This is a genomic window from Streptomyces sp. NPDC048182, from assembly GCF_043202555.1.
Taxonomy (GTDB): Bacteria; Actinomycetota; Actinomycetes; order Streptomycetales; family Streptomycetaceae; genus Streptomyces.
Genome location: NZ_JBIDAQ010000004.1, coordinates 463991 through 485892, shown reverse-complemented (window position 1 = coordinate 485892; position 21902 = coordinate 463991). Strand labels below are relative to the sequence as shown.

Genomic DNA, 21902 nt, shown 5'->3' with positions numbered 1-21902 from the left:
GCCGGGTCAGTCGCCGGGCGGGAGCGTGAAGTCGAAGACGGCCGAGTCGTAGGCCGCGTACTCCTCGTAGCCGAGGAGCTCGTACAGGCGGGAGCGGGTCTGCATGCGGGGCAGCAGGGACTCCTGGGTGCCCTCGGCGGCGAGGGTGCGCAGCCCGTCCTCGACGGCGCCCATGGCGATGCGCAGCAGGGTCACCGGGTAGAGGGCGATGTTGTAGCCGAGGTCCTCCAGCGTGGCCGTGTCGAGGAGGGGCGTCTTGCCGAACTCGGTGAGGTTCGCGAGCAGCGGCACGTCGACCGCCTTGCGGAACGCCTCGTACTCGGCGAGGTCGGCGAGGGCCTCGGGGAAGATCGCGTCGGCGCCGGCGTCGACGTACGCCTTCGCCCGGTCGATCGCCGCTTCCAGGCCCTCCACCGAGCGGGCGTCGGTGCGGGCCATGAGCAGGAAGTCGGGGTCGCGGCGGGCGTCGACGGCGGCTCGGACGCGGCGGACCATCTCCTCGCGAGGAGTGAGGGTCTTGCCGTCGAGGTGGCCGCAGCGCTTGGGGTTGACCTGGTCCTCCAGGTGGAGCCCGGCGAGGCCCGCGTCCTCCAGGAGCTGGACGGTGCGTGCGGCGTTCATCGGTTCGCCGAAGCCGGTGTCGGCGTCGATGAGGACGGGGAGGTCGGTGACCCGTGTGGTCTGCTGGGCGCGGGCCGCGATCTCGGTGGAGGTGGTCAGGCCGATGTCGGGCAGGCCGAGGTCGGCGGCGAGCACCGCGCCCGACAGGTAGACGGCCTCGAAGCCGGTGTCCTGGATCAGCCGGGCCGAGAGCGGGTTGATCGCGCCGGGCATGCGGAGCAGGCGGCCCGAGGCGAGCTGCTCGCGGAGGGTCCGGCGGCGCTCGGCGGGTGTGGTCCGGGTGTGCAGCACCATCAAAACAGGCCCTTCGGCAAGCGCGCGTCGTACGCGGCGACGGCCTCGGTGTCGACGGCCGGGAACAGGCCGTGCAGCTCCGGTGCCGGCAGGTCGGCGAGGCGGGCGGCCGTGCCCAGGAACGCGTCCTGCGCGGACGCGGTGACGACGCCCTCGGCGAGGGTGCGGAACTTGGCCTCGTAGGCAGGCCGGTCGAAGGGGCGGGCGCCGGCCGGGTGGGCGTCGGCGCGGGCCAGTTCGTCCTCGACGACCGAGCCGTCCTCCAGGGTGATGACCGCGCGTCCGCCGAAGGCGCGCTCGACGGGGTCCGGGTGGTGATAGCGGCGGGTCCACTCGGGGTCCTCGACCGTGGTGATCTTCCGCCACAGCGCGACCGTCTCGGGGCGCTGGGCGCGCTCGGGGGCGTAGGAGCGCTCGTGGTGCCAGGTGCCGTCCTCCAGGGCGACCGCGAGGATGTACGGCACCGAGTGGTCGAGCGTCTCGCGGCTGGCCGCGGGGTCGTACTTCTGCGGATCGTTCGCACCCGAGCCGATCACATGGTGCGTGTGGTGGCTGGTGTGCAGCACGATCGACCGGACGTTCCGGAGGGGCCCGGTCTTCTCGCGCAGCCGCCGTGCCAGGTCGATGATCGCCTGAGCCTGGTACTCGGCGGAGTGCTCCTTGGTGTACGTGTCCAGGATCGCGCGGCGGGGCTCGCCGGGGCCGGGGAGCGGGACGGTGTACTCGGTCTGCGTCCCGTTCAGCATCCAGGCCAGGAAGCCGTCCTCGCCCTCGTAGATCGGCGACGGCGACGTCTCGCCGCGCATGGCCCGGTCCACGGCCTCGATGGCGGCCTTGCCGGCGAAGGCGGGGGCGAACGCCTTCCAGCTGGAGATCTCGCCCTTGCGGGACTGCCGGGTCGCGGTCGTGGTGTGCACGGCCTGCTGGACCGCCTGGTACACCGTCTCGGTGGGCAGCCGCAGCATCGCGCCCAGACCGCAGGCCGTCGCGGCGCTGAGGTGGGCGACGTGGTCGATGCGGTACTCGTGCAGGCAGATGCCCTTGACCAGGGCGACATGCACCTCGTACGCGGCGACGATACCGCGCAGCAGGTCGGCGCCGGCGCTCCCGGTGTGCTGGGCGACCGTGAGCAGCGGGGGGATGTTGTCGCCGGGGTGGGAGTAGTCGGCGGCCAGGTAGGTGTCGTGGAAGTCCAGCTCGCGCACGGCCGTGCCGTTGGCCCAGGCGGCCCACTCCGGGGAGACCCGGACGGCGGAGCCGAACACCGAGGCGCCCGGCGTGGCGGTGCCGTGGGCGGTGGCCTGGGCGCGGGCCACGGCGACCGGGCGGCGCAGCAGGGAGGCGACGGCGACCGAGGCGTTGTCGATGACGCGGTTGACGGCCATCGCGGCGCTGTCCGGGTCCAGGTCCTCGGTGGCGGTGGCGACGGTGGCGAGCTTCCAGGCCAGCTGGTCCTCCCGGGGAAGCCGGTCGGCGCTGGGACGGACTCGGACGTGGTGCTCGATCACGGGACTCCTCGCGGGTGCAGCGGTGCGGCGGTGCAGCGGTCCTGTCGGTGCGGACAGGATCGACCCTTCCCGCTCGGCAGGTGCTCGGCCACCTCTCCAATCTGCGGAATCCCTACAGCCCGGGGCTGCGAATCCGCGGAATCTGCGAAGAAGGCGGATGTTATGTTCGCAAGCAGCCTTCGTGACGAGCCCCAGGAGCGCCCATGGCCCGGCGACCGGCCGACCGGAAGGTCTACGCGCACGCCAAGCTGCGCCGGCTGCGCCGCGAGCACGGTATGAACCAGGTCGACATGGCTCGCGCCCTGGGCATCTCGACCAGCTACGCCAACCAGCTCGAGCAGAGCCAGCGCCCGCTGACGGCGTCAGTGCTGCTGGGGATCGCCGAGGTCTTCGGGGTCGACGCGGAGTTCTTCTCCGAGGCCGCCGAGGACCGGCTCGCCACCGACCTGCGGACCGCGCTCGCCGACGAGGCGTGCGGGGAGCCGCTGCCCGCCGCAGAGGAGGTCGCCGAGGCCGCCCGCGACCACCCCGAGGTGGCCCGCGCCCTGGTCGCCCTGCACCGGCGCTACCGCGACACGGTCGAACAGGCCGCCGCCCTCGGGTCCCCGGGCCAGTCCGACGGCCTGCTGCCCGCTGCCGAGCCGCACGACGAGGTGCGCGACTTCTTCTACGCCCACCACAACCACTTCGAGCCCCTCGACACCGAGGCCGAGCGGATCGCCGGCGTCCTCGACCTGCGTCCCGGCCGGGCCGCCGACCCGCTCACGGCGCTGCTCGCCGAGCGCCACGGCGTCCGCGTCATCGAGGCCGCTCCCGGCCGGTCCGGCGACGCGCGGCGCTTCATGCCCGAGACCGGGCTGCTGTTCCTCTCCCCCTGGCTCAGCGACGGCCGGCGCGCCTTCCAGCTGGCGACGCAGCTGGCCCTGCTGGAACACGGCCCGCTCCTCGACCAGCTGACGTGCGGCGGACCCGGACTGGCCTCACCCGAGTCCCCCGCCCTGGCCCGCATCGGCCTGGCCAACTACTTCGCGGGCGCCCTGCTGATGCCGTACGACGCCTTCCACGCGGCGGCCGAGGAGGTGCGGTACGACATCGAGCTGCTCTCCGCCCGCTTCGGCGTCGGATTCGAGACGGTCTGCCACCGGCTGAGCACCCTGCAGCGCACCGGGCGGCGCGGAGTGCCCTTCTCCTTCCTGCGGGTCGACCGGGCCGGCAACATCTCCAAGCGGCAGTCGGCCACCGACTTCCACTTCTCCCGGCTGGGCGGCACCTGCCCGCTGTGGACGGTGTACGAGGCGTTCTCCGCGCCCGGGCGCATCCTCACCCAGGTCGCCGAGATGCCGGACGGCAAGCGGTACTTCTGGGTCGCACGGGTCGTCATCCGGGGTGGTCACGGCCACCACGCGCCGCGCGCCGAATTCGCCGTCGCCCTCGGCTGCGAACTGCGCCACGCCCACCGGCTCGTCTACGCCGAGGGCGTCGCCCTGGACGACCCCCGGGCCTCGACCCCGATCGGCCTGGGCTGCCGCATCTGCGAACGCCGCGACTGCGCGCAGCGCGCCCGCCCCCCGGCCGGCGGGCGACTGGCCCTGGACCCCAACCGGCGCACCTATGTGCCGTACCCGGTGGAGAGCGCCGGCTCCTGACGCCGGCCGGCGCTCAGATGGGTGCCGTCCCGTGGCGGCGCAGCAGTTCGGCGACGGCGTCGCGGAGATCGACGGCGCGGCCGTCGGGGGCCGCGATCAGACCCTCCAGGTCGCGCACGAGGTGGTCGGCCCTGCGGACCCGCTCGGTCAGGGCGCGCACGCGGGCGCTTTGCGCGCCGGTCTGCCGTCGGCTGGCGAGCAGCCGCTCGTACTCCTCCACCGTCAGAGCGACCACGTCCTGGCCGTCCACGGTGATCCGCGGCGGCTCTGGGCGTCTGGCCAACTGGGCCCTCCCGTTCGCCGTCTTCTGGGTCGTGCCCTGAGAAACGCGTGTGGCCCCGAGACGGTTCCGGGGCCGCACGGTCCGGTCGGGTCAGCGGTGGCGGAACTCGGGCGGACGCTTGCCCGCGAAGGCCGCCATGCCCTCCTTCTGGTCGGCGGTGGCGAACACGGCGTGGAACAGGCGCCGTTCGAATCGGACGCCTTCGGCGAGGGTGGTCTCGAAGGCCCGCGCCACCGCCTCCTTCGCCATCATCGCCACCGGCAGCGACATGCCGGCGACGGTCTCGGCGACGGACAGGGCCTCGCCCAGCAGCTCGTCGGCGGGCACGACGCGGGAGACCAGGCCGGCGCGTTCGGCCTCGGCCGCGTCCATGGTGCGGCCGGTCAGGCACATCTCCATGGCCTTGGCCTTGCCGACGGCGCGGGTCAGCCGCTGCGAGCCGCCGATGCCGGGGATCACACCGAGCTTGATCTCGGGCTGGCCGAACACGGCCGTGTCGGCGGCGAGCAGGATGTCGCACAGCATGGCGAGTTCGCAGCCGCCGCCGAGGGCGTAGCCGGCAACGGCGGCGATCGTCGGCGTGCGCAGCTGTCCGAGGCGGTCCCAGGCGGCGAACCAGTCGGCGAGGTACATGTCCAGGTATCCCTGGGGCTGCATCTCCTTGATGTCGGCGCCGGCCGCGAACCCTTTGGCCGAGCCGGTGATGACGACGCAGCCGCACTCCGGGTCCCGGTCCAGGGCCTCGGTGGCGGCCACGACCTCGTTCATGACCTGGAGGTTCAGGGCGTTGAGGGCCTTGGGGCGGTCGAGGGTGAGCAGGGCCGTGCGGCCCTTGCGCTCGACCCGGACGGTCTCGTACGCGATGGCCGGATCGGTGGTCACTTCTGCTCTCCGTTCTGGTCCCTGATGGTGCGCACGATGCCGGAGAAGTCCTCCGTGGCGCCGACGCGCTCGGCGTAGTCCGCGTACAACTCGGCCGCCCGCAGACCGAGTTCCGCGCGAACCCCGCCCTCCCGCAGGGCGTTGGCCGCGAGCCCCAGGTCCTTGGCCATCAGGGAGGCGGCGAAGCCGGGGCGGTAGTCGCGGTTGGCGGGGCTGGCCGGGACCGGCCCGGGGACGGGGCAGTTGACGCTCAGCGCCCAGCACTGGCCCGAAGCGGTGGACGCCACGTCGTACAGCGCCTGGTGGGACAGGCCGAGGCTCTCCCCGAGCACGAATGCCTCGCTGACGGCGATCATGGAGACGCCAAGGATCATGTTGTTGCAGATCTTGGCCGCCTGCCCGGCCCCAGGGCCGCCGCAGTGGACGACCTTCCTGCCCATGGCCTCAAGGAGCGGGCGTGCCTCGGCGAACGCGTCCTCGCCCCCGCCGGCCATGAAGGTGAGCGTGGCGGCCTCGGCGCCGACCACCCCGCCCGAGACGGGCGCGTCCAGGGCGCGCATCCCGGCCGCGCCGGCCCGCTCGTGGGCGGTGCGTGCGTCGGCCACGTCGATCGTGGAGCAGTCGACGAACAGGGTGCCCGGGCGGGCGGCGGCCAGGATGTCGTCGTAGAGCCCGAGGACGTGCCGTCCGGCGGGCAGCATGCTGACGACCATCTCGGCGCCGGCCACCGCCGAGGCCGCCGATGCCTCGGCCTCCACGCCTGCCCCGGCGGCGGCGTTCAGGGCCGCGGGGACGAGGTCGTGGCCGAGCACCCGGTGGCCGGCCTCGACCAGGTTGGCGGCCATCGGGCCGCCCATGTGCCCGAGTCCGATGAAGGCGACGGTCCTGCTCACCACACCACCTCCGCTGCGGTGCCGGTCGTCTCGGCGAGTCCGGGTTCGAGCCCGAGTTCGTGCCCGCCGAGGGGAAGGAAGAAGCGCTCGACGTCCGCCTCGGTGACCTCGGCCAGGGTCTCCGGTGACCAGCGCGGGGCGCGGTCCTTGTCGATGACCTGGGCCCGGATGCCCTCGACCAGGTCGGGCGCGGTCAGGGCGGCGCGGGAGACCCGGTACTCCTGGTCGAGCACGCGCTCCAGCGGGCCGAGCCGGCGTGCCCGACGCAGGGCGGCCAGGGTGACCTTGAGCGCGGTCGGCGACTTGGTGAGGAGCGTCTCGGCGGCCTCCTGTGCGGCGGGTTCGCCGCGCGCCAGCAGTCTGTGCACGATCTCCTCGACGTCGTCGGCGGCGTAGCAGGCGTCGATCCAGTCGCGGTGTGCCGCCAGGGCGGCGTCCGGTGGGGGCTGGACATGACGGGCGATGACATCGCGCACGGGCGCCTCCGCCAGGTCGTCCACGAGGCCGGGCAGCGCGGACGACGGTACGTAGTGGTCGGCCAGCCCGCACAGCAACGCGTCCCCGGCGCCGATCCCCGCGCCGGTCAGCCCGAGGTGGGTGCCGAGTTCGCCGGGGGCCAGGGCGAGCAGATAGGTGCCGCCGACGTCGGGCACGAAGCCGATCCCGGTCTCCGGCATCGCGATCCGGGAGCGCTCGGTGACGATCCTGACCCGGCCGTGCGCGGAGACGCCGACGCCGCCGCCCATCACGATGCCGTCCATGACGGCGACGTACGGCTTGGGGTAGCGGGCGATGCGGGCGTCGAGGCGGTACTCGTCGCGCCAGAAGGCGGCGGAGGCGGTGCCGTCGCCGTCGCGGGCGTCGTCGTGGATGGCCCGGATGTCACCGCCGGCGCACAGGCCCCGATCGCCGGCCCCGGTGATCACGACGGTCTCCACGGACGGGTCGTGCTCCCAGGCGGTGAGGGCCTCGTCGATGCGGAGCACCATGTCATGGGTGAGCGCGTTGAGGGCCCTGGGCCGGTCGAGGGTGATGTGGGCGGCTCGCCCCGCCGTGTGGAAGAGGACGTCGCTCATCCGAACGCCTCCGTCAGGCCGCGGGCCACGATGACGCGCATGATCTCGTTGGTCCCTTCGAGGATCTGGTGCACCCGGAGATCGCGGACGATCTTCTCTATGCCGTACTCGCTGAGGTAGCCGTAGCCGCCGTGCAGCTGGAGCGCCCGGTCGGCCACCGAGTAGCCGGTGTCCGTCGCGAACCGCTTGGCCATCGCGCAGAGGTACGGGGCCTGTGGATCACCCCGGTCGAGTGCCTCGGCCGCCTGCTGGACGAGTGCGCGGGCGGCGGCCAGCTCGGTGGCCATGTCGGCGAGGCGGAAGCGCAGGGCTTGCGCGTCGAGCAGCCGCCGGCCGAAGGCCTCGCGGTCGGCGAGGTGGGCCAGGCTGCGGTCGAGGGCGCTGCGGGCGCCGCCCAGGGAGCAGGCGGCGATGCCGAGCCGACCGCCGTTGAGGCCGCTCATGGCGATGCGGAAGCCTTGGCCGACGCCGCCGAGGAGCCGGTCGCCGGGCAGCCGCACGCCGTCCAGGACGACCTGCCGGGTGGGCTGGGCGTTCCAGCCCATCTTCCGCTCGTTCGGGCCGAAGGAGAGGCCCGGGTCGTCCTTGGCGACGACGAACGCGGAGATCCCGTCGGGTCCGGAGCCCCCGGTGCGGGCCATCACGACGTACAGCTGGGCGGCTCCCGCTCCGGAGATGAACTGCTTGACGCCGGTCAGCAGCCAGTCGTCGCCGTCGCGGACCGCCCGGGTGGTGAGGGCCGCCGCGTCGGAGCCGGCGCCCGGCTCGGTGAGGCAGTAGCTGCCGAGGTCCTCCATCGCGCAGAGCCGGGGCAGCCAGCGCTCGCGCTGGGCGTCGTCGCCGTGGCGGTCGACCATCCAGGCGACCATGTTGTGGATCGAGAGGTAGCCCGCGACGGACGGGCAGCCGGTGGCCAGGGTCTCGAAGACGAGGACGCCGTCGGCGCGGCCGAGGCCGGAACCGCCGTGCTCCTCGCGGACGTAGACGCCACCGAGTCCGAGGCCGGCGGCCTTGCGCAGCACGTCCACGGGGAAGTGCTTGTCGCGGTCCCAGTCCAGGGCGTGCGGGGCGAGATGGTCCTGGGCGAAGTCCAGGGTGGTCTCCACGAGGGCCTGCTGGTCCTCGGTGAGTGCGGTGGGGGTCATCGCGCTCATCCCATCGTCGGGATGGTGAAGCTCGCGCCTTCACGCAGGCCGGCGGGCCAGCGCGAGGTGACCGTCTTGGTCCGGGTGTAGAAGCGGATCGCGTCCGGGCCGTGCTGGTTCAGGTCCCCGAATCCGGACCGCTTCCAGCCGCCGAACGTGTGGTAGGCGACCGGCACCGGGATGGGCACGTTCACGCCGACCATGCCGGTGTCCACCCGGCGGGTGAAGTCGCGGGCGGTGTCGCCGTCCCGGGTGAAGATCGCCACCCCGTTGCCGTAGAGGTGCTCGCTCGGCAGGCGCACGGCGGTCTCGTAGTCGGCGGCACGGACGACACAGAGGACGGGGCCGAAGATCTCCTCCTGGTAGACGCGCATCTCCGGAGTGACCCGGTCGAAGAGGGAGGCTCCGGCGAAGAACCCGCCTTCGTGGCCGGCCAGGCTGAAGTCCCGCCCGTCGACGACCAGTTCCGCGCCCTCCTCGACGCCGAGGTCGACGTAGGAACGGACCCGGTCCACGGCCTCCGGGCCGACCAGCGGGCCGAAGTCGGCCTCCGGGTCGTCGCTGCGGCCGATGCGCAGGGCGGCGATCCGCTCCTTCAGGCGTGCCACCAGCCGGTCCGCCGTCTCCTCTCCCACGGGGACGGCCACGGAGATCGCCATGCAGCGCTCACCCGCCGAGCCGTACCCGGCTCCGATCAGCGCGTCGACGGCCTGGTCGAGGTCGGCGTCCGGCATCACGATCATGTGGTTCTTCGCACCGCCGAAACACTGGGCGCGCTTGCCGTGCGCGGCGGCGGTGGCGTAGACGTGCGCGGCGACGGGCGTGGAGCCGACGAAGCCGAGGGCGGCGACGCGCGGGTCCTCCAGCAGGGTGTCGACGGCTTCCCGGGACCCGTTGACGACGTTGAGGACACCGGGCGGCAGTCCCGCCTCCAGGAACAGCTCCGCCAGCCGCAGCGGCACCGACGGATCTCGCTCGGACGGCTTCAGGATGAAGGCGTTGCCGCAGGCCAGAGCGGGAGCTGCCTTCCAGAGCGGGATCATCGCCGGGAAGTTGAACGGGGTGATGCCGGCGACCACGCCGAGCGGGGCGCGCAGCGAGTGGACGTCGATGCCGGTGCCGGCGTTGTCGGTGAACTCGCCCTTGAGCAGGTGCGGGATGCCGGCCGCGAACTCCACCACCTCCAGGCCGCGTTGGAGGTCACCGTGGGCGTCGGCGACGGTCTTGCCGTGCTCGCTGGAGAGCAGCCGGGCCAGGGCGTCCCGCTCGTCCTCCACGAGCTGGAGGAAGCGGAGCAGCACGCGTGCGCGACGCTGGGGGTTGTACGCGCCCCATTCGCGCTGGGCCTCGGCCGCGACACCGATCGCGGCCTCGGTCTCCGCCCGGCTCGCCAGCGGCACCTGGGCCCGCACGCGGCCGGTGTTGGGGTCGTAGACGTCGCCGAAGAGGCCGGAGGTGCCAGGGGTGTGCTTGCCGCCGACGAAGTGGCTCAGTTCGCGGACGTCGGAGTGGTCATGCGGACGGACCATGGGTGCCTGCTCTCGTCAGGTGATCCGGGACAGCGCGGGACCGCGTATGGCAGGGCGTCAGCCGACGAGGACGCGAGGGGCGTCGAGGCCGTAGGGATCCGGTACCGGGAAAGCGGGACCGTCGGGATCGGGAAGGCGCGCCGGGGCCATGCGTGTCAGCTCCATCCTCGTGGACAACACGGAACATCCCGCGGCCGGTATCCTGACTCCCGGATCAGCGCCCGCCGTCCGCCTTCCCGACATCCTGCTCGTCAGTGGCGTACCGCTCGACGGCGAACTCCCCGGTCACAGTGGCGGGACCGTGCCGGAATCACACCGGCTTCCCTGCACCGCGGGCCTTGGCCGTCACTCTATAGTTGGACGTCCTACTAAATCCAGTGCCCTACACCCCGTGTCCCCGCCCGGCGTCTGCCAGGACGGCGGCATGGCCTCTCCTCCGTCGGGCTTCGTCACGACCACGGCGCTGGAGAAGTCGCGGGAGAAGCTGCGGCAGGCGGCACTCGGCTGCGACTCCTACCTCGCCGCCGATCTCGTGTGCGCCGTCCTGGAGGACGCCGACTGCGGCGACGACACCCTGGCGAGGCGGGACGTGGCGGAGGTTCCCACCAAGCACCTCGTCACCCACCTGCACCGGCGCAAGGCCGACATCGTCAGGTTCCTGAACGGCTTCCCCCGCGCTCTCGGCATCCTCGCCAGAGCCCGGTCGCTGCTCGTCGCCCCGCGCCCGGCAGGCGGCGCGGGGCGCTGAAGGTGCTGCCCGGCTGTGGTCCTCTGGGCAGCACCTCGGCTGTGCGTCACGACGGGTAGTACACGAACCAGTCCCTGCCCTCCTTGACGAGGTTGACCTGGAGGCCGGGAACCGACGAGTCTGGGTCGTCCGAGGTCTGGCAGGTGGGCTCGCCCGTCGCCCCACCCGGCCCGCCGGCCGAGCACAGGGTGCCGAGCAGGGTCACCTTCGCCTTGACCCCGTCGACCTGCACCGTTCCCGGTCGCAGGTGCTCCGCACGGGTCGTGGCCGGCACGACCACCTTGGCCAGGACCCGGTAGGCCCGCAGGGCGGTGGGGTCGACCAGGCGCTCGCCGCGTTCGGTCTTCCCGTTGAACAGCGCGTCGGCGTAGGCGACGGCCACCGAACCGGCGTCCTGGTGGTTCACCCGCCCACCCGTGTCACCGGTGTCGCATCCGGTGACGAGCAGGGCAGCGGTGGCGAGGCAGACGACAGTCGGCGTCCGCCGGTCAGCTCCTCTGGCCATAGCCGTGCCAGTTGTGGAAGTGCACCAGGTCGCTGCACCCGCCCTTGACATGGTTCTGGTGGGACCAGTCGTAGGTTCCCGAGGCGTGACCCACCACCTTCGGGCTCAGGTAGAAGACCGCGGGCGACGTGTCGAACCCGCATGCCGCCCAGGCGGCCGGGCCGAAGATGGCGATCATGGCCTTCTCGAAGTCGGTGTTCGTGAACGTCTCGTTGGGGTTGACCGTCACCGTGCTGCTGGTGATGCCGATGCCGGTGTTCTTCAGACCCGACCTCGACCAGCCGTCGTACTTGAAGGCGTACGGAACGGCGTAGGCGGAGACCGAGTTGCTGAGGATGGCCCCCTGACCGCGGGCGTAGGTGAGGTTCACGGACAGCGAGGTGATCATGATGAAGAGCGGATCGATGTATCCGGCCTTGTCGTAGGCCTGGATGTAGGGCTTGTTGGGCGGAGTCTCCGACTTCACGCCCTTCTTGGCCACACCCGCCGGAAGCTTCATCGGCTCGTGCACAGGGGTGGTGCCGCCCGTCTCCAGCTGGTCGAGCTTGGCCGCGGCCTCGGCCGAGACCAGCTTCCCCTGCAGGAGTTTCCGCTGGCAGGTCCCCGGGTTGTACTGCGCGACCTCGCTGTAGACGTCCGGGTCGGTGTCCTTACCCGACGCGGTCGCGGTGAAGGCACAGGTCCCGTCGGACTGCTTGGTGCCGTTCTGCAGAACGGTCGTCGGACCACTCAGGTTGAGCGCGTAGCCGACGACGTCGTTGTAGTAGATCCAGCCGTCGCTGCCGACCGTGATGGGCAGCCGTGTGCCGGTGTACCAGCCTTCGAGGTCGACCTGCACGGTGATCGGCGACGTACTCGTGTTCTTCACCATGATCGCCCCGTCACCGCCGATCTCCACCATCGAGAGCGCCGACACCCTCTGGCCCGCGATGAACACCGCCAGGTTGCTCGTCGGCAGTGGCTGGTCGTCCGCGCCTGCCTGCAACGCTCCGTTGCTCGCTCCCCCGGTCACCCGGAAGTTGAGCGCCGCCGCAAGCAGGCTGTTGCCGACGGCGGGTACCCCGCTGACGCCGGCGACGGGGATGTTCATGGTCTTCCCGGCCGGGACCGTCGCGCCGTGGCTGTCGTAGATCGCTCCGGCGGCGGGGGTGAAGGAGCCCAGCGTGGCCGCCGGGGTGAAGTATCCGACGATGTCCACGGAGAACTCGGCCTGGACCGGTATCGATGAGGCCGACCCGTAGAACAGGTTGAAGGCACCCGTCTGGTCGTTCACGTCGATGATCGTGGTGATGACCGTGGGAAAGGCCAGGTTGAAGGCAATCTGGTTCGCCGGCTTGGCCGCGCCGTCGGCGTAGGGGGTGAGCCACGCGTTGCCCCCGGGCCGGGGAGCGTAGACCGTGATCGCCGCGACGACCGAGGAGGTCGGCTTGGGCAGGTCGGGCACCGTGACCTTGAAGGTCTGGCCGGGTGACAGCGGACCGGGCGGGAAGCCGCCGCTGGGCGGTGACCAGGACTCGGCGACCTTGTGCGGCGTCACCGGCACGTAGCCTCCGGGGGCCGGGTTGGTGCCGCTGGTGTAGTAGCCCTCGACGTCCAGGAAGACGGTCACGTTCGCACTGGGCGTCATCAGGGCCATCGTGCCGGAGCTGTCGACCGCCACGATGGCGGTGTTGGAGGCCAGTCCGACCCGCTCGGAGCCTCCGTAGTGCATCGCCAGGAACGACGGGTGGTCGGCCGTGTCAGGGGCGGCGTAGATGTCCGCCTCCGGCCCGCCGGAGACGGAGATGTTGACGCTCACGGCCGCCACGCCGGTGGTGGGTATGCCGAGTTGCCCCGCCACGGCGAAGGGGCGCCAGGAATCCGACGCCAGGACGGCGCTGCCGAGGCGCCCGTTGACGGGGACGAACGTTCCGGCGGTCCCCGTACTTCCTGAGCCGGTGCCGGTGGTGGCCGTGGCTGACGTGGTGAGGGCGCCGATCAGGGCCAGTAGGGCCGTGAAGACCACGAGGAGGGTGGTGCGGGGATGTCTGCGCCGGACTCGGATGGCACTGTGGGACATTGCTCCTCCGTTCAGGTGGGTATCGCCTGTTCGGCACATGACGAAGACCACCGCCCCGGTGCACGAGCAGGCTGCCGCTGCTGTTGTCACCGCACGAGAGCACTGGCGCGCGCCTGCGAGCCGGCCGCCCTGGTCACGGACGCGCCGGCCGTAGCCCCGTTCACGATCCCCCCGCTCGGCGCGAGCACCGTAGCCCCCGGCGACCTGTCATGTACAGTCATTATCGATCGGCATAGTCCCGTCGAAGACGGCAGGCGGCCGAGGTGGTCAAGAGGCGGGAGACCAGGGATGACAGCTGCCGCTCGGTCCCGGATCGCCGCCGGCTGCTACATATGCCTCGTCCTGACGTCGGCGGTACTCGGCGCGGTACGCGGCAGCGCGCTTCCCTACGTCCTCGCCATCGTCCTGACACTTCCCTTCGGGGTGCCGGCCGCCGTGTGCGTGTACGGCGGATACGCGGCGCTGCGAGCCGTCGGAAGTGTGTGGGCGTCATCGACGCGCCCCGACGGCAGCGACGCCGCGTGGCTGGCCGCGGGCAGCTCCGTTCTGAACGTCCTTCTGTTCACGGCCGCAGCGACGGCCAACGTGCTGCTGGCCCGAGTCGTCCTGCGTCGGCGCGCCGCACGAAGGCAGGCGGAGCATCGCACAGGCGCCTGACACCGGATCGTGGCGCAGGCGGACCGGAGCCCCGGTCACGACGGCCGGGGCGCACATCCCGCCATCCCGGTCAGAAGGATGTCCAGGTGAAGGCGACCTGGTCCCCGGCGGTGAGCTTGAACTGGCAGCCGCCGACCGGCGTCGAGGTGCCGTTCACGGAGATGTTCCAGTAGGCGCTGCCACCCCCGTTGACGTTCTTGATGGTGTCGACGGAGAAGTCGTCGAACGACGCGTACCAGGTGCCGTCCCAGGTGAAGTTCCGTTTACGGGCGGCGTCGTCGAGCGCGGCGGTCGGCGTGGGCACCTTGGTGGGGTTGGCGCCGCCGTTGGTGCCGTCGCACTTGTGGGTGCCACCGCTCGCGGTGGTGACGTCGTGGCCGCGAGTCCTGATCTTCCCCTTGAACAGCAGCCCGTCCGGCCCCTGCACGGTGAGGGTCACCTTGACCCGGGCGTTCGTGCCCGCGGCTCGGCCGGTGGCGGCGGTGTCGGCGTGCGCGACGGACGGCACGGAGGTCAGGGCCAGGCCGAGTGCGGTCGCGGCGATCAGGTGGCGGGGTGCGGGTATGCGGTGCATGGCGGAGCCTTCCTGCTCAGGCGGCCCACAGCTCGCGACGGAGCCGCCGATGACAGGGCTCTCGGCTTCGCGCTGCAGACCATGACAGTGGGAAGCGGTACGGAGCACGCACCGGGTTCCCCGACTCGCGGCCGCACGGCCGCACACGGTTGCAGGTCAGCGCCGGAATCCCACCGGCTTCCCCCGGTCACGCACCTATGCGGTTGTCCTGCTCGTACGACATGACCCCGTACGGCACCCGCGTCAGGTGCCGAAGTCACCGCATCGTACGAGCTGTTGCGACACCTTCGCCATACGATCCGAGGACTTCCTCCGTCGGCCCGTGCCGCACGCACCGCCCTGCGCGGAACTCCACCGCCTCCTCCGCCACCCATCGCACCGCGGGTACGTCGTGGCTGATGAGCAGCAGGGCCGTGCCGGCGGGGGCGAGCAGCCGCGGCAGCGCGTCGAGGACGAGTTCGCGGGTCGCGGTGTCCAGTGCCGACGTCACCTCGTCGCACACCAGCAGTGCGGGCCGTGCGGTCAGGGCACGCACCAGCGCGCACCGCTGTAGCTGACCGCCTGACAGGCGCTCCGGGGTGCGGCTCAGGTCATCGCTCTCCAGGCCCAGGGACGCCGCGAAGTTCCTCGCCTCTTCCGTCGCCTCTTCGCCATCCACGCCTCGCAGCAGGCGTGCCGTGTCGGCGAGCTGGCGCAGCACGGGGCGGTGTCGTTCGAAGGAGTCGGCGCTGCTCTGGTGCACGTACTGGACAGCTCTGCGCTGCGCGGTGCCACGGCGGTCGATGCGGGCCGGGAGTGGCTTGCCGTCGAGGCGGACCTGCCCGGAGGTGGGTGGCGTCAGACCGGCCAGGACGCGGGCGAAGGTCGTCTTGCCCGAGCCCGAGGGGCCCAGCAGCGCGGTTCTGCTGCCGGCCGGGAACCGCAGCGACACCGGCCCGGCGAGTGGGGCGGCGGATCGGCGGCGTACGGCGATGTCTCGTGTCTCGACTCCGCCCGACTGCCGAGAATCAGGAGTGTTCGCCGCCGCCGGCACACGGCTCGACCTGGCACGGTGCTCCGCCGCGAGCAGGCTCCGGGTGGCCCGATGCCGTTCTGGGCCGTCCGGAGCGAGGATCTCTCCCGCCGGCCCGCTCTCCACGACCCGCCCGTGTTGCAGTACGACGACCCGGTCCGCGGTCCTGCGGACCGTCGGGAGGTCGTGGCTGAGCAACAGCACGCCCGCTCCGTCGTCGGCGAGGCTGCGCACGGTGCGGGCGAGTGCCCGGGCGAGCACCGGGTCGAGGCCACTCGTGGGCTCGTCCAGGACGAGTAGCCCGGCCCCCGTGGCCAGCGCGGAGGCCAGGGCCAGCCGCTGCTGCTGGCCGCCCGACAGCTGATGGGGGAAGCGTCGGCGCACCAGGCTCCGGTCGAGGCCGGCCGCGGCCAGGGCCTGCGAGGCGGCTGCCCGGCGGGCGGCGCGCCCCTCGTGTCCGAGGGCGGCGACCTCCTTCAGGACCCCCTTGACCCGGCGGACCGGATCGAGGACCGATTCGGGGTGCTGCGGCAGGTGGGCGGCGCGTCCCGCCCGCACCGGACGGCGCGCCGCCGGCGCGAGGGCCAGGAGGTCGGAGCCCTCCAGCAGGACACGCCCGGACAGCCTGACCGGCTCACGCGAGGCACCCAGCGCGGCGAGGCCCAGCGTGGTCTTGCCGCTGCCGGACGGTCCGATGACGGCGACGACCGTGCCAGGTTCGACGGTCAGCCCGACCTGGTCCAGCAACGGTCGCGGCGCTCCCTCGGCGTGTGCCGAGACTTCTTGGATCGCCAGCAGTGGCGAGGTCACGGGTTCCGCCCCCTTCTCCTCCGTGCCAGCGTCCGGTCGACGACCAGGTTGCCGCCGACGCACAGCGCCGTCAGCAGCCCCGCCGGGGCCAGCACGGCGGCGGGCTGGACGAACAGGGCGTCGCTGTTGCGCTCGATGAGGACCGCCCAGTCCGGTGCGGAGACGGGGAGGCCGAGGCCGAGGAAGTTGGCGGAGGCCAGCAGGTACAGCACGACGGAGAACCGGCCGCCCGCGTCGGTCGCCAGCGGCGCGGCCAACTCCCTGGCCAGATGGCGGAGGTGGATGTAGGCCCAGCCGTGCCCCTGCATGCGCAGCGCCTCGACCACGGTCCGGGAGCCGGGCGCGAGCGCCGCTCCCCGGACCAGCCGCGCGACGGCCGGCACCTGGAGCACTCCGGCGACCGTCACCAGCCACCCCCAGTGGCGGTGGCCGGTCGCGGCCAGCGTCATCAGGACCAGCAGGCCGGGGAAGGCGAGAAGCAGGTCCATCGTGCGCATGACCGTCTCGTCGAGACGGCGCCGAGGCCCTGCGGCGAGCAGCCCCAGCGGAGTGCCGAGGACGATGCCGACCGCGAGAGCCGCGAGCGCGCTCCCGACCACCGAGGCACCGCCCCGGAGCACGAGGGTGAGCACGTCGCGCCCCAGGACGTCGGTACCGAGCAGGTGCCCCGCTCCAGGGGGCTGAGACGGTAGAGCACCCGCTGCGGGCGTGTCGTCCCCCGCGAACAGCGGTCCCGTCAGGGCGAGGAGCAGCGGCACGCCGAGCAGGAACGCGGCGGCCCACGGGCGGCGCGGCCGCGTCGCGGTGGCCGGGTGGGTCACACCGTCACCTCCCGCCGAGGGGCCAGCCGGTGAGCGACCAGGTCCGCGACCAGGTTCACGAGGACGGCGGTGCCGGTGAACAGCAGCGCGTACGCCTGCACCTGGGGCAGGTCGCGGTTCTGCACCGCCTCGACGAAGCCCTCGCCCAGGCCCCTGAAGCCGAACACCGCCTCCACCAGCACCGCCCCGCCGAGCAGCCCCTCCACGCAGCGCGCGTACTGCTGCGCCGCGGGCCCCAGGGCGCCCGGCAGCACATGGCGCAGTACCACGGTGCGCTCGCGTACGCCGAGCAGCCGCAGATGCTCGGCCACCTCGCCGTGCCGCTGGACCGCGACCCCGGCGCGTATCTGCCGCGCCAGGTCGCACAGATGGCGGGCGGTCAGCACCACGACGGGCAGGACCAGCGCGGCGGGCCGGGCCAGCAGATCGTCCGCCTCCATACCGATGGCGGTGGCGGGCAGCAGTCCGGCTGCCACCGACACCGAGGCGACGAGCAGCAGCCCGAATACAAATTCCGGCACGGCGTGCAGCACGACCGCGGCGGTGTTCAGCGCACGGTCGAGGCGGCTGCCCTCGCGCAGTCCCGACACGGTGCCCACGAGGGGAGCCAGGACCGTGACGAGCAGCAGCGCCGGGACCCCCAGCAGGAGCGTCACGCCGGCCCGGCGGCCGATGTCGTCGCCGACGGGCAGCCCGGTCGTCAAGGAGACGCCCGGGTTCCCGGCGAACAAGTGAAGGAGCCAGTGACCGAAGCGGGTCCAGGCTGGTTCGTCCAGGCCCAGCTGCTCGCGCAGCGCGGCGACCTGTTCGGGAGTGCCCAGCTCTCCGCGGAGGACGTCGGCCGTGTCGCCCGGCAGGAGGGAGCCGACGGCGAACACGGCGACCAGCACCACCAGGCACTGCAGCAGCGCGAGCAGGCAACGCCGCAGGACGTACCCCCGCACGTCAGCTGATGCGGACCCGGTCGAAGCGGGCCCAGTCGTGCGAGTTCGGAGGGGCGGCGCGCAGACCGCCGACCGAGTCCGCGACGGCGTCGTTGGCGTCGGAGAAGGCCCATACCAGGAGTCCGGACTCGTCGCGTGCGATCTTCTGGGCGCGGGCGAGCAGCCCGAGCCGGTCCTGTTCCTCCCGGCTGGTGCGGGCCCGGTCGAGGAGCGCGTCGAACTTCGCCGAGGCGTACTGGGTCTGGTTGCGGGCGGCGCCTCCGCGGACGCGCTGTTGCAGGAAGTCGGAGACGGGCAGGGTGGAGGTGGTGTTGAAGGCGGCGACACCCTTGGTCTTGATCTCGCTGAAGTACGTGCTCGACGCTCGGGTGTTGGCGGCCAGATGCAGCCCGACCTCGCGCAGCTGCCGCGCCATGAGGTCTGCGGCGGGCTCCCAGGCGGCGTCGACGGAGCTGGTCTCCACGGTGACGCGCAGACCCTCGGCGCCGGCCTCCTTCACGAGCCGGCGCGCCTCGTCGACGTCCCGCTCACGGGGTGCCAGGTCCTGCGGGTAGCCGCGCAGGCCCATCCCGAACAGGTCGTTGCCCACTTCGCCATGTCCGGCGAGGGCGATCCTGACCAGGGCCTCCCGGTCGATGCCCAACTGGACGGCCCGGATCAGGCGGGCGTCGTCGAACGGCGCGCGGCCGGTGCGCAGCAGCAGCTGCTGCGCGGTCGCCCGTTCGGCGGTCAGCAGGCGCACGGAACCGCTCTTCTTCAGCCGCTCCACCGATGCCCCGGACATGTCGGCCCCGTAGTGCACCTGCCCGGACAGCAGCGCGTTGAGCCGGGCGGACTCCTCGTTCGCGGGCACGATCTCCAGTTCGGCGATGTGCGGGGCGCCGTCCCAGTGGTCCGTCCAGCGGCGGTAGCGGGCGGTTCCGCCCGGGGTGAACGACACGAAGGTGAAGGGTCCGGAGCCCACGGGCCGGCGGAAGTCCGTGGTGCCGTCGGGGATGATCTCTGTGCCGGGGCCGGCGAAGACCGTGGGGAACTCGAAGTTCGGCGACTTCAGCACCAGGACGAGGGAGCGCTCGCCGTCCGCCCTGCTGGCCGTGAAGTCGATCGCGGAGAGCAGCACCTGCGACGGGGACCCCGTCCCGGGGTCCGCGGCACGGCGATAGCTGTAGAGGACGTCCTTCGCGGTGACCGGCCTGCCGTCGTGGAATCGTGCCTGGCGCAGGCGTATGTGCCATCGGATGCCTGCGGCATCGCTCTCCCAGGACTCCGCGAGCCGCTCGCGCACGGACATGTCGTCCGCGTACGTGCCGAGCGTGTCGTAGAGCGCCTTGGCACGGGCCTGGTCGACGAAGTTCGGGGCGACGTGGGGGTCGAGGGTCTCCTGCGAGCCTCCGGAGGTGAACGCCGCGCGGAACCGGTCGCTCCCTCCGCCGTCCTTGGTGTCGCCACCGCAGCCGGTGAGCAGGCCGGCTCCGGCGAGCGCCAGCGCGCCGCCGGCGGCCAGGACACCGCGCCTGCCGGGCCCCGGGCCGTCCGTTCGGGCATGCGTCGTCACATCGATCCTCTCCGGGGTCTCCACGCCCCTGCCGCTGGACCGGCGACGGGTCAGTCTCCTGGCTCCCGGATCATCGCTCGCCTCGGCCTTCCCGTCCGCGCGCGGACAGTGGCCTGCGGGAGGTTCGCTTCCCGGTCACAGTGGCGGGACCGCGCCGGACTCGCACCGGCTTCCTGGTCCCCGTCGCCTCATGAGGTCATTGTGGCCTACACGCGATCCGGGCCCGTCACCCGGTGGCTGCTGCCGACGATCGCGCGCGGGCAGGTCGACGGCGACGCGCGGGGCAGTTCGTGGAGATGAAGGACGAATCGGCGCCCTCAGGGGCCCGCACCGCCCACGCGACGAGGGCCCCGACGTTGTCACGGACGAGCCGGAGTGCCCGTCAGGCGCCCCAGCGCAGGGCGATCGTGTCGCCCACGTTGATCACCTTGTTGCGGGCCGCGCCCGCGAAGGCGGAGCCGTCGACGCTGACCTTCCAGGTGTTGGAGCCGCTGTTCGCCTTGCCGTTGACGGCGGTGATGGTGCCGGTGCCGGAGGCCGGGGTCACGCTGGTGACGCAGCCGGACGGGGTGGCCGCGCCGCCCGCCGCGGTGAGGACGTCGCCGAGGGTGGTCGTCGTGCCGGTGGGGGTGAGGGCGACCGAGCACACCTTCAGGTTGCCCGCGCCGTCGTCGACGGTCAGGGCCAGCTTGGTCGCGGTGCCGGCGGTGAAGGCGGACTGGGCGACCCACTTGGGGGCGCCGGGCGTGACCGGGGCCGGCGGGGCGGTGGTGAAGCCGCCGCCGGCGACCGCGCGGAGGGCGTCGATGGAGGAGTAGGCGGACGGACTGGTGTCGGAGGGCTGGTACTTGAAGCCGCCGCCCGGGTTGTACTGGTTGGCGATGAGGAAGTCGACCGGCGTCTTGCCGGCCCCGGTGAGGAAGTCGCCGGTCTGCGGGTTGATGCCGCAGGCGTTGAGGCCGGCGATGCCCCAGCCGTTGGAGCTGGTGTTGACGCCGTAGAGGGAGTTGAAGGCACCGGTGCCGGAGACCAGGGTGCTCTTGAGGAAGTTCTTGGCCTGGACGACGTCGGTGTCCGTGTTCGGGACCCCGGAGACGCAGAGCGCGGCCATGGCCGCCCCGGTCATGTCGACGTCGCTCGCGGAGTTCAGGGCGGTCGGGTCGCCCTCGGCCTTCTGGTAGGTCCAGCCGCCGTCCGTGTGCTGGTTGGCGCGGATGCGGGTGACCAGACGGTCGGTCAGGGTCTGCGGGATGCGGTTGGCGCCGGCCTGGGTCTTGGCGCCGCGCAGGGCGAGGGCGGCGAAGACGGTGCCGTTGAAGTTGGCGGAGGGGCCGAAGTAGCCGGGCTCGGCCGTCTGCCAGTAGGAGTAGATGTTCGCTATGAGGTTCCGCGAGGCCGAGACGCGGGCCGGATCGATGCCGGCGGCGTAGGCGTTGAGCGTGCCGCGCTCGTAGTCGGTGACCACGGGAGCGGCGCTCGGCCAGCTCGCCGTCGACAGGAGGTTGCGGTAGACGGTCCGGGCGTTCTTGGTGGTGTCACCGCCGGGTGCCACGTCCACGACGGCGGTGCCCGCCGCGGCGAAGGCGCTGAACGCCCACTCGTTGGACAGCCCCGAGCCGGCGTACGAACCGTCCGCCGCCTGGAGGGACTTGAGGTAGGCGACGCCGTTGGTCTTCGACGTGGCGATCTGTGCGGGGGTCGAGGTCGCGGAGGCGGACGAGACGGTGAGGGCGAAGGCGCCGAGCGCCACCGGCACGGAGAGCACGAGTCGGCGGGGGCTGCGGGAGGTACGGGGACGGGACATGACCTGCTCCTGGAGTCAGCGGACGCCGACCGCGCCGGGCGCATGCCTCAGCTCACCGGCCACAGGGGCCCGGCAGGTGCATGTATCCGAGGGGCCGCCGTCCGGAACGCGTGGCACGGCTTCCTGAGGTGCTGCGCCGTATGGGCATTCGGGCTCGGCACGGCCTCCGCCGTCCCACACCGCTGCGCGTCAGCCCCGGCTTCCCACCGGATTCCCCCACTCGGCATCGCGGGACGCTACCCCAGAGGGCTGGGAACCGCCACCCACCGGGGCCGACCTGGACGAAGCCCGCCGCCAAGGGGTCGACGAGACGCGCAGCACATTGACGCGTGCAGAACATTCGTGGTGAACTCCGCCTGACAACTGCCCACCACCAGGGGAAGCCGGTCGGACTCCGGCGCTGTCCCGCAACCGTAGGCCCGGCTCACCCCGGGCGAGCCGGAACACCTGGGGTTGGGACACAGTGCACGAAAGCGCCGTCGCGGATTGCGGTGTGGTCAGCAGAGTCTCCCCCCGGCGCGGAGGCACTTCGCCAC

Annotated in this window: 19 protein-coding genes and 5 riboswitches; of the genes, 3 read left to right on the top strand and 16 right to left on the bottom strand. The window is 72.4% G+C overall.

Features of this window, described 5'->3' with window-relative positions; all coding sequences use genetic code 11:
- Positions 1-6 precede the first annotated feature (6 nt).
- Positions 7-915: a methylisocitrate lyase gene (gene prpB / locus ACGFZL_RS10950; protein ID WP_393690539.1), complete on the bottom strand. Its 909-nt coding sequence runs from the start codon at positions 913-915 to the stop codon at positions 7-9.
- Positions 915-2423: an MmgE/PrpD family protein gene (locus ACGFZL_RS10945; RefSeq protein WP_393690538.1), complete on the bottom strand. Its 1509-nt coding sequence runs from the start codon at positions 2421-2423 to the stop codon at positions 915-917. Before ACGFZL_RS10945 ends, prpB begins: the two co-directional genes overlap by 1 nt.
- Positions 2424-2626: 203 nt before the next feature.
- Here ACGFZL_RS10945 and ACGFZL_RS10940 point away from each other — a divergent pair, with 203 nt between their 5' ends.
- Positions 2627-4069, top strand: a complete 1443-nt coding sequence (locus tag ACGFZL_RS10940) for a short-chain fatty acyl-CoA regulator family protein (RefSeq protein ID WP_393690537.1) — start codon at positions 2627-2629, stop codon at positions 4067-4069.
- Positions 4070-4082: 13 nt separating this feature from the next.
- Here the strand turns inward: ACGFZL_RS10940 and ACGFZL_RS10935 are convergent, their stop codons facing one another.
- The 6 genes from ACGFZL_RS10935 to ACGFZL_RS10910 form a co-directional block, all read right to left on the bottom strand.
- On the bottom strand, positions 4083-4352 hold the full coding sequence (locus ACGFZL_RS10935) for a hypothetical protein (protein ID WP_393690536.1): 270 nt from the start codon (positions 4350-4352) through the stop codon (positions 4083-4085).
- Between the two features lie 90 nt (positions 4353-4442).
- Complete coding sequence (locus tag ACGFZL_RS10930; protein ID WP_393690535.1) at positions 4443-5234, bottom strand: enoyl-CoA hydratase; 792 nt, start codon at positions 5232-5234, stop codon at positions 4443-4445.
- Positions 5231-6127 carry a 3-hydroxyisobutyrate dehydrogenase gene (gene mmsB / locus ACGFZL_RS10925; protein WP_393690534.1) on the bottom strand — a complete coding sequence of 299 codons (897 nt, stop codon included), beginning with the start codon at positions 6125-6127 and terminating at the stop codon, positions 5231-5233. The genes ACGFZL_RS10930 and mmsB overlap by 4 nt, the downstream gene beginning before the upstream one ends.
- Positions 6124-7203 carry an enoyl-CoA hydratase/isomerase family protein gene (locus ACGFZL_RS10920; protein WP_393690533.1) on the bottom strand — a complete coding sequence of 360 codons (1080 nt, stop codon included), beginning with the start codon at positions 7201-7203 and terminating at the stop codon, positions 6124-6126. The genes mmsB and ACGFZL_RS10920 overlap by 4 nt, the downstream gene beginning before the upstream one ends.
- The gene (locus ACGFZL_RS10915) at positions 7200-8348 is read right to left on the bottom strand and encodes an acyl-CoA dehydrogenase family protein (RefSeq protein ID WP_393690532.1); all 1149 of its coding nucleotides are present in this window, start codon (positions 8346-8348) and stop codon (positions 7200-7202) included. The genes ACGFZL_RS10920 and ACGFZL_RS10915 overlap by 4 nt, the downstream gene beginning before the upstream one ends.
- Positions 8349-8353: 5 nt before the next feature.
- Positions 8354-9877, bottom strand: a complete 1524-nt coding sequence (locus tag ACGFZL_RS10910) for a CoA-acylating methylmalonate-semialdehyde dehydrogenase (RefSeq protein WP_393690531.1) — start codon at positions 9875-9877, stop codon at positions 8354-8356.
- A gap of 174 nt (positions 9878-10051) precedes the next feature.
- Positions 10052-10233: riboswitch (cobalamin riboswitch) on the bottom strand.
- Between the two features lie 35 nt (positions 10234-10268).
- Between ACGFZL_RS10910 and ACGFZL_RS10905 the strand changes: the two genes are divergently transcribed.
- A complete protein-coding gene (locus tag ACGFZL_RS10905) occupies positions 10269-10625 on the top strand; it encodes a hypothetical protein (RefSeq protein ID WP_393690530.1) in 357 nt (118 codons plus the stop codon).
- A gap of 46 nt (positions 10626-10671) precedes the next feature.
- Here ACGFZL_RS10905 and ACGFZL_RS10900 read toward each other — a convergent pair whose 3' ends face one another.
- The gene (locus tag ACGFZL_RS10900) at positions 10672-11130 is read right to left on the bottom strand and encodes a hypothetical protein (protein WP_393690529.1); all 459 of its coding nucleotides are present in this window, start codon (positions 11128-11130) and stop codon (positions 10672-10674) included.
- Positions 11114-13189, bottom strand: a complete 2076-nt coding sequence (locus tag ACGFZL_RS10895; protein WP_393690528.1) for a hypothetical protein — start codon at positions 13187-13189, stop codon at positions 11114-11116. Before ACGFZL_RS10895 ends, ACGFZL_RS10900 begins: the two co-directional genes overlap by 17 nt.
- A gap of 288 nt (positions 13190-13477) precedes the next feature.
- Here ACGFZL_RS10895 and ACGFZL_RS10890 point away from each other — a divergent pair, with 288 nt between their 5' ends.
- On the top strand, positions 13478-13846 hold the full coding sequence (locus ACGFZL_RS10890; protein ID WP_393690527.1) for a hypothetical protein: 369 nt from the start codon (positions 13478-13480) through the stop codon (positions 13844-13846).
- 70 nt (positions 13847-13916) lie between these two features.
- On the opposite strand, the gene ACGFZL_RS10885 is transcribed toward ACGFZL_RS10890, so the two are convergent.
- The 6 genes from ACGFZL_RS10885 to ACGFZL_RS10860 all read right to left on the bottom strand — a co-directional run bounded on the left by ACGFZL_RS10885 (position 13917) and on the right by ACGFZL_RS10860 (position 21366).
- On the bottom strand, positions 13917-14420 hold the full coding sequence (locus ACGFZL_RS10885) for a DUF4430 domain-containing protein (protein ID WP_393690526.1): 504 nt from the start codon (positions 14418-14420) through the stop codon (positions 13917-13919).
- A gap of 92 nt (positions 14421-14512) precedes the next feature.
- A riboswitch (cobalamin riboswitch) is annotated at positions 14513-14637 on the bottom strand.
- A gap of 39 nt (positions 14638-14676) precedes the next feature.
- The gene (locus ACGFZL_RS10880) at positions 14677-16179 is read right to left on the bottom strand and encodes an ABC transporter ATP-binding protein (RefSeq protein WP_393690525.1); all 1503 of its coding nucleotides are present in this window, start codon (positions 16177-16179) and stop codon (positions 14677-14679) included.
- 59 nt (positions 16180-16238) lie between these two features.
- Positions 16239-17063, bottom strand: a complete 825-nt coding sequence (locus tag ACGFZL_RS10875) for an ABC transporter permease (protein WP_355168834.1) — start codon at positions 17061-17063, stop codon at positions 16239-16241.
- The gene (locus ACGFZL_RS10870; RefSeq protein WP_393690524.1) at positions 17060-18007 is read right to left on the bottom strand and encodes an ABC transporter permease; all 948 of its coding nucleotides are present in this window, start codon (positions 18005-18007) and stop codon (positions 17060-17062) included. Before ACGFZL_RS10870 ends, ACGFZL_RS10875 begins: the two co-directional genes overlap by 4 nt.
- A 1-nt stretch (position 18008) precedes the next feature.
- Positions 18009-19562: an ABC transporter substrate-binding protein gene (locus ACGFZL_RS10865; RefSeq protein WP_393690523.1), complete on the bottom strand. Its 1554-nt coding sequence runs from the start codon at positions 19560-19562 to the stop codon at positions 18009-18011.
- Between the two features lie 51 nt (positions 19563-19613).
- Positions 19614-19740, bottom strand: a riboswitch (cobalamin riboswitch).
- Positions 19741-19944: 204 nt separating this feature from the next.
- Positions 19945-21366 carry a prenyltransferase/squalene oxidase repeat-containing protein gene (locus ACGFZL_RS10860; RefSeq protein ID WP_393690522.1) on the bottom strand — a complete coding sequence of 474 codons (1422 nt, stop codon included), beginning with the start codon at positions 21364-21366 and terminating at the stop codon, positions 19945-19947.
- Positions 21367-21508: 142 nt separating this feature from the next.
- Positions 21509-21583: riboswitch (cobalamin riboswitch) on the bottom strand.
- Positions 21584-21741: 158 nt separating this feature from the next.
- Positions 21742-21815, top strand: a riboswitch (cobalamin riboswitch).
- Positions 21816-21902 lie beyond the last annotated feature (87 nt).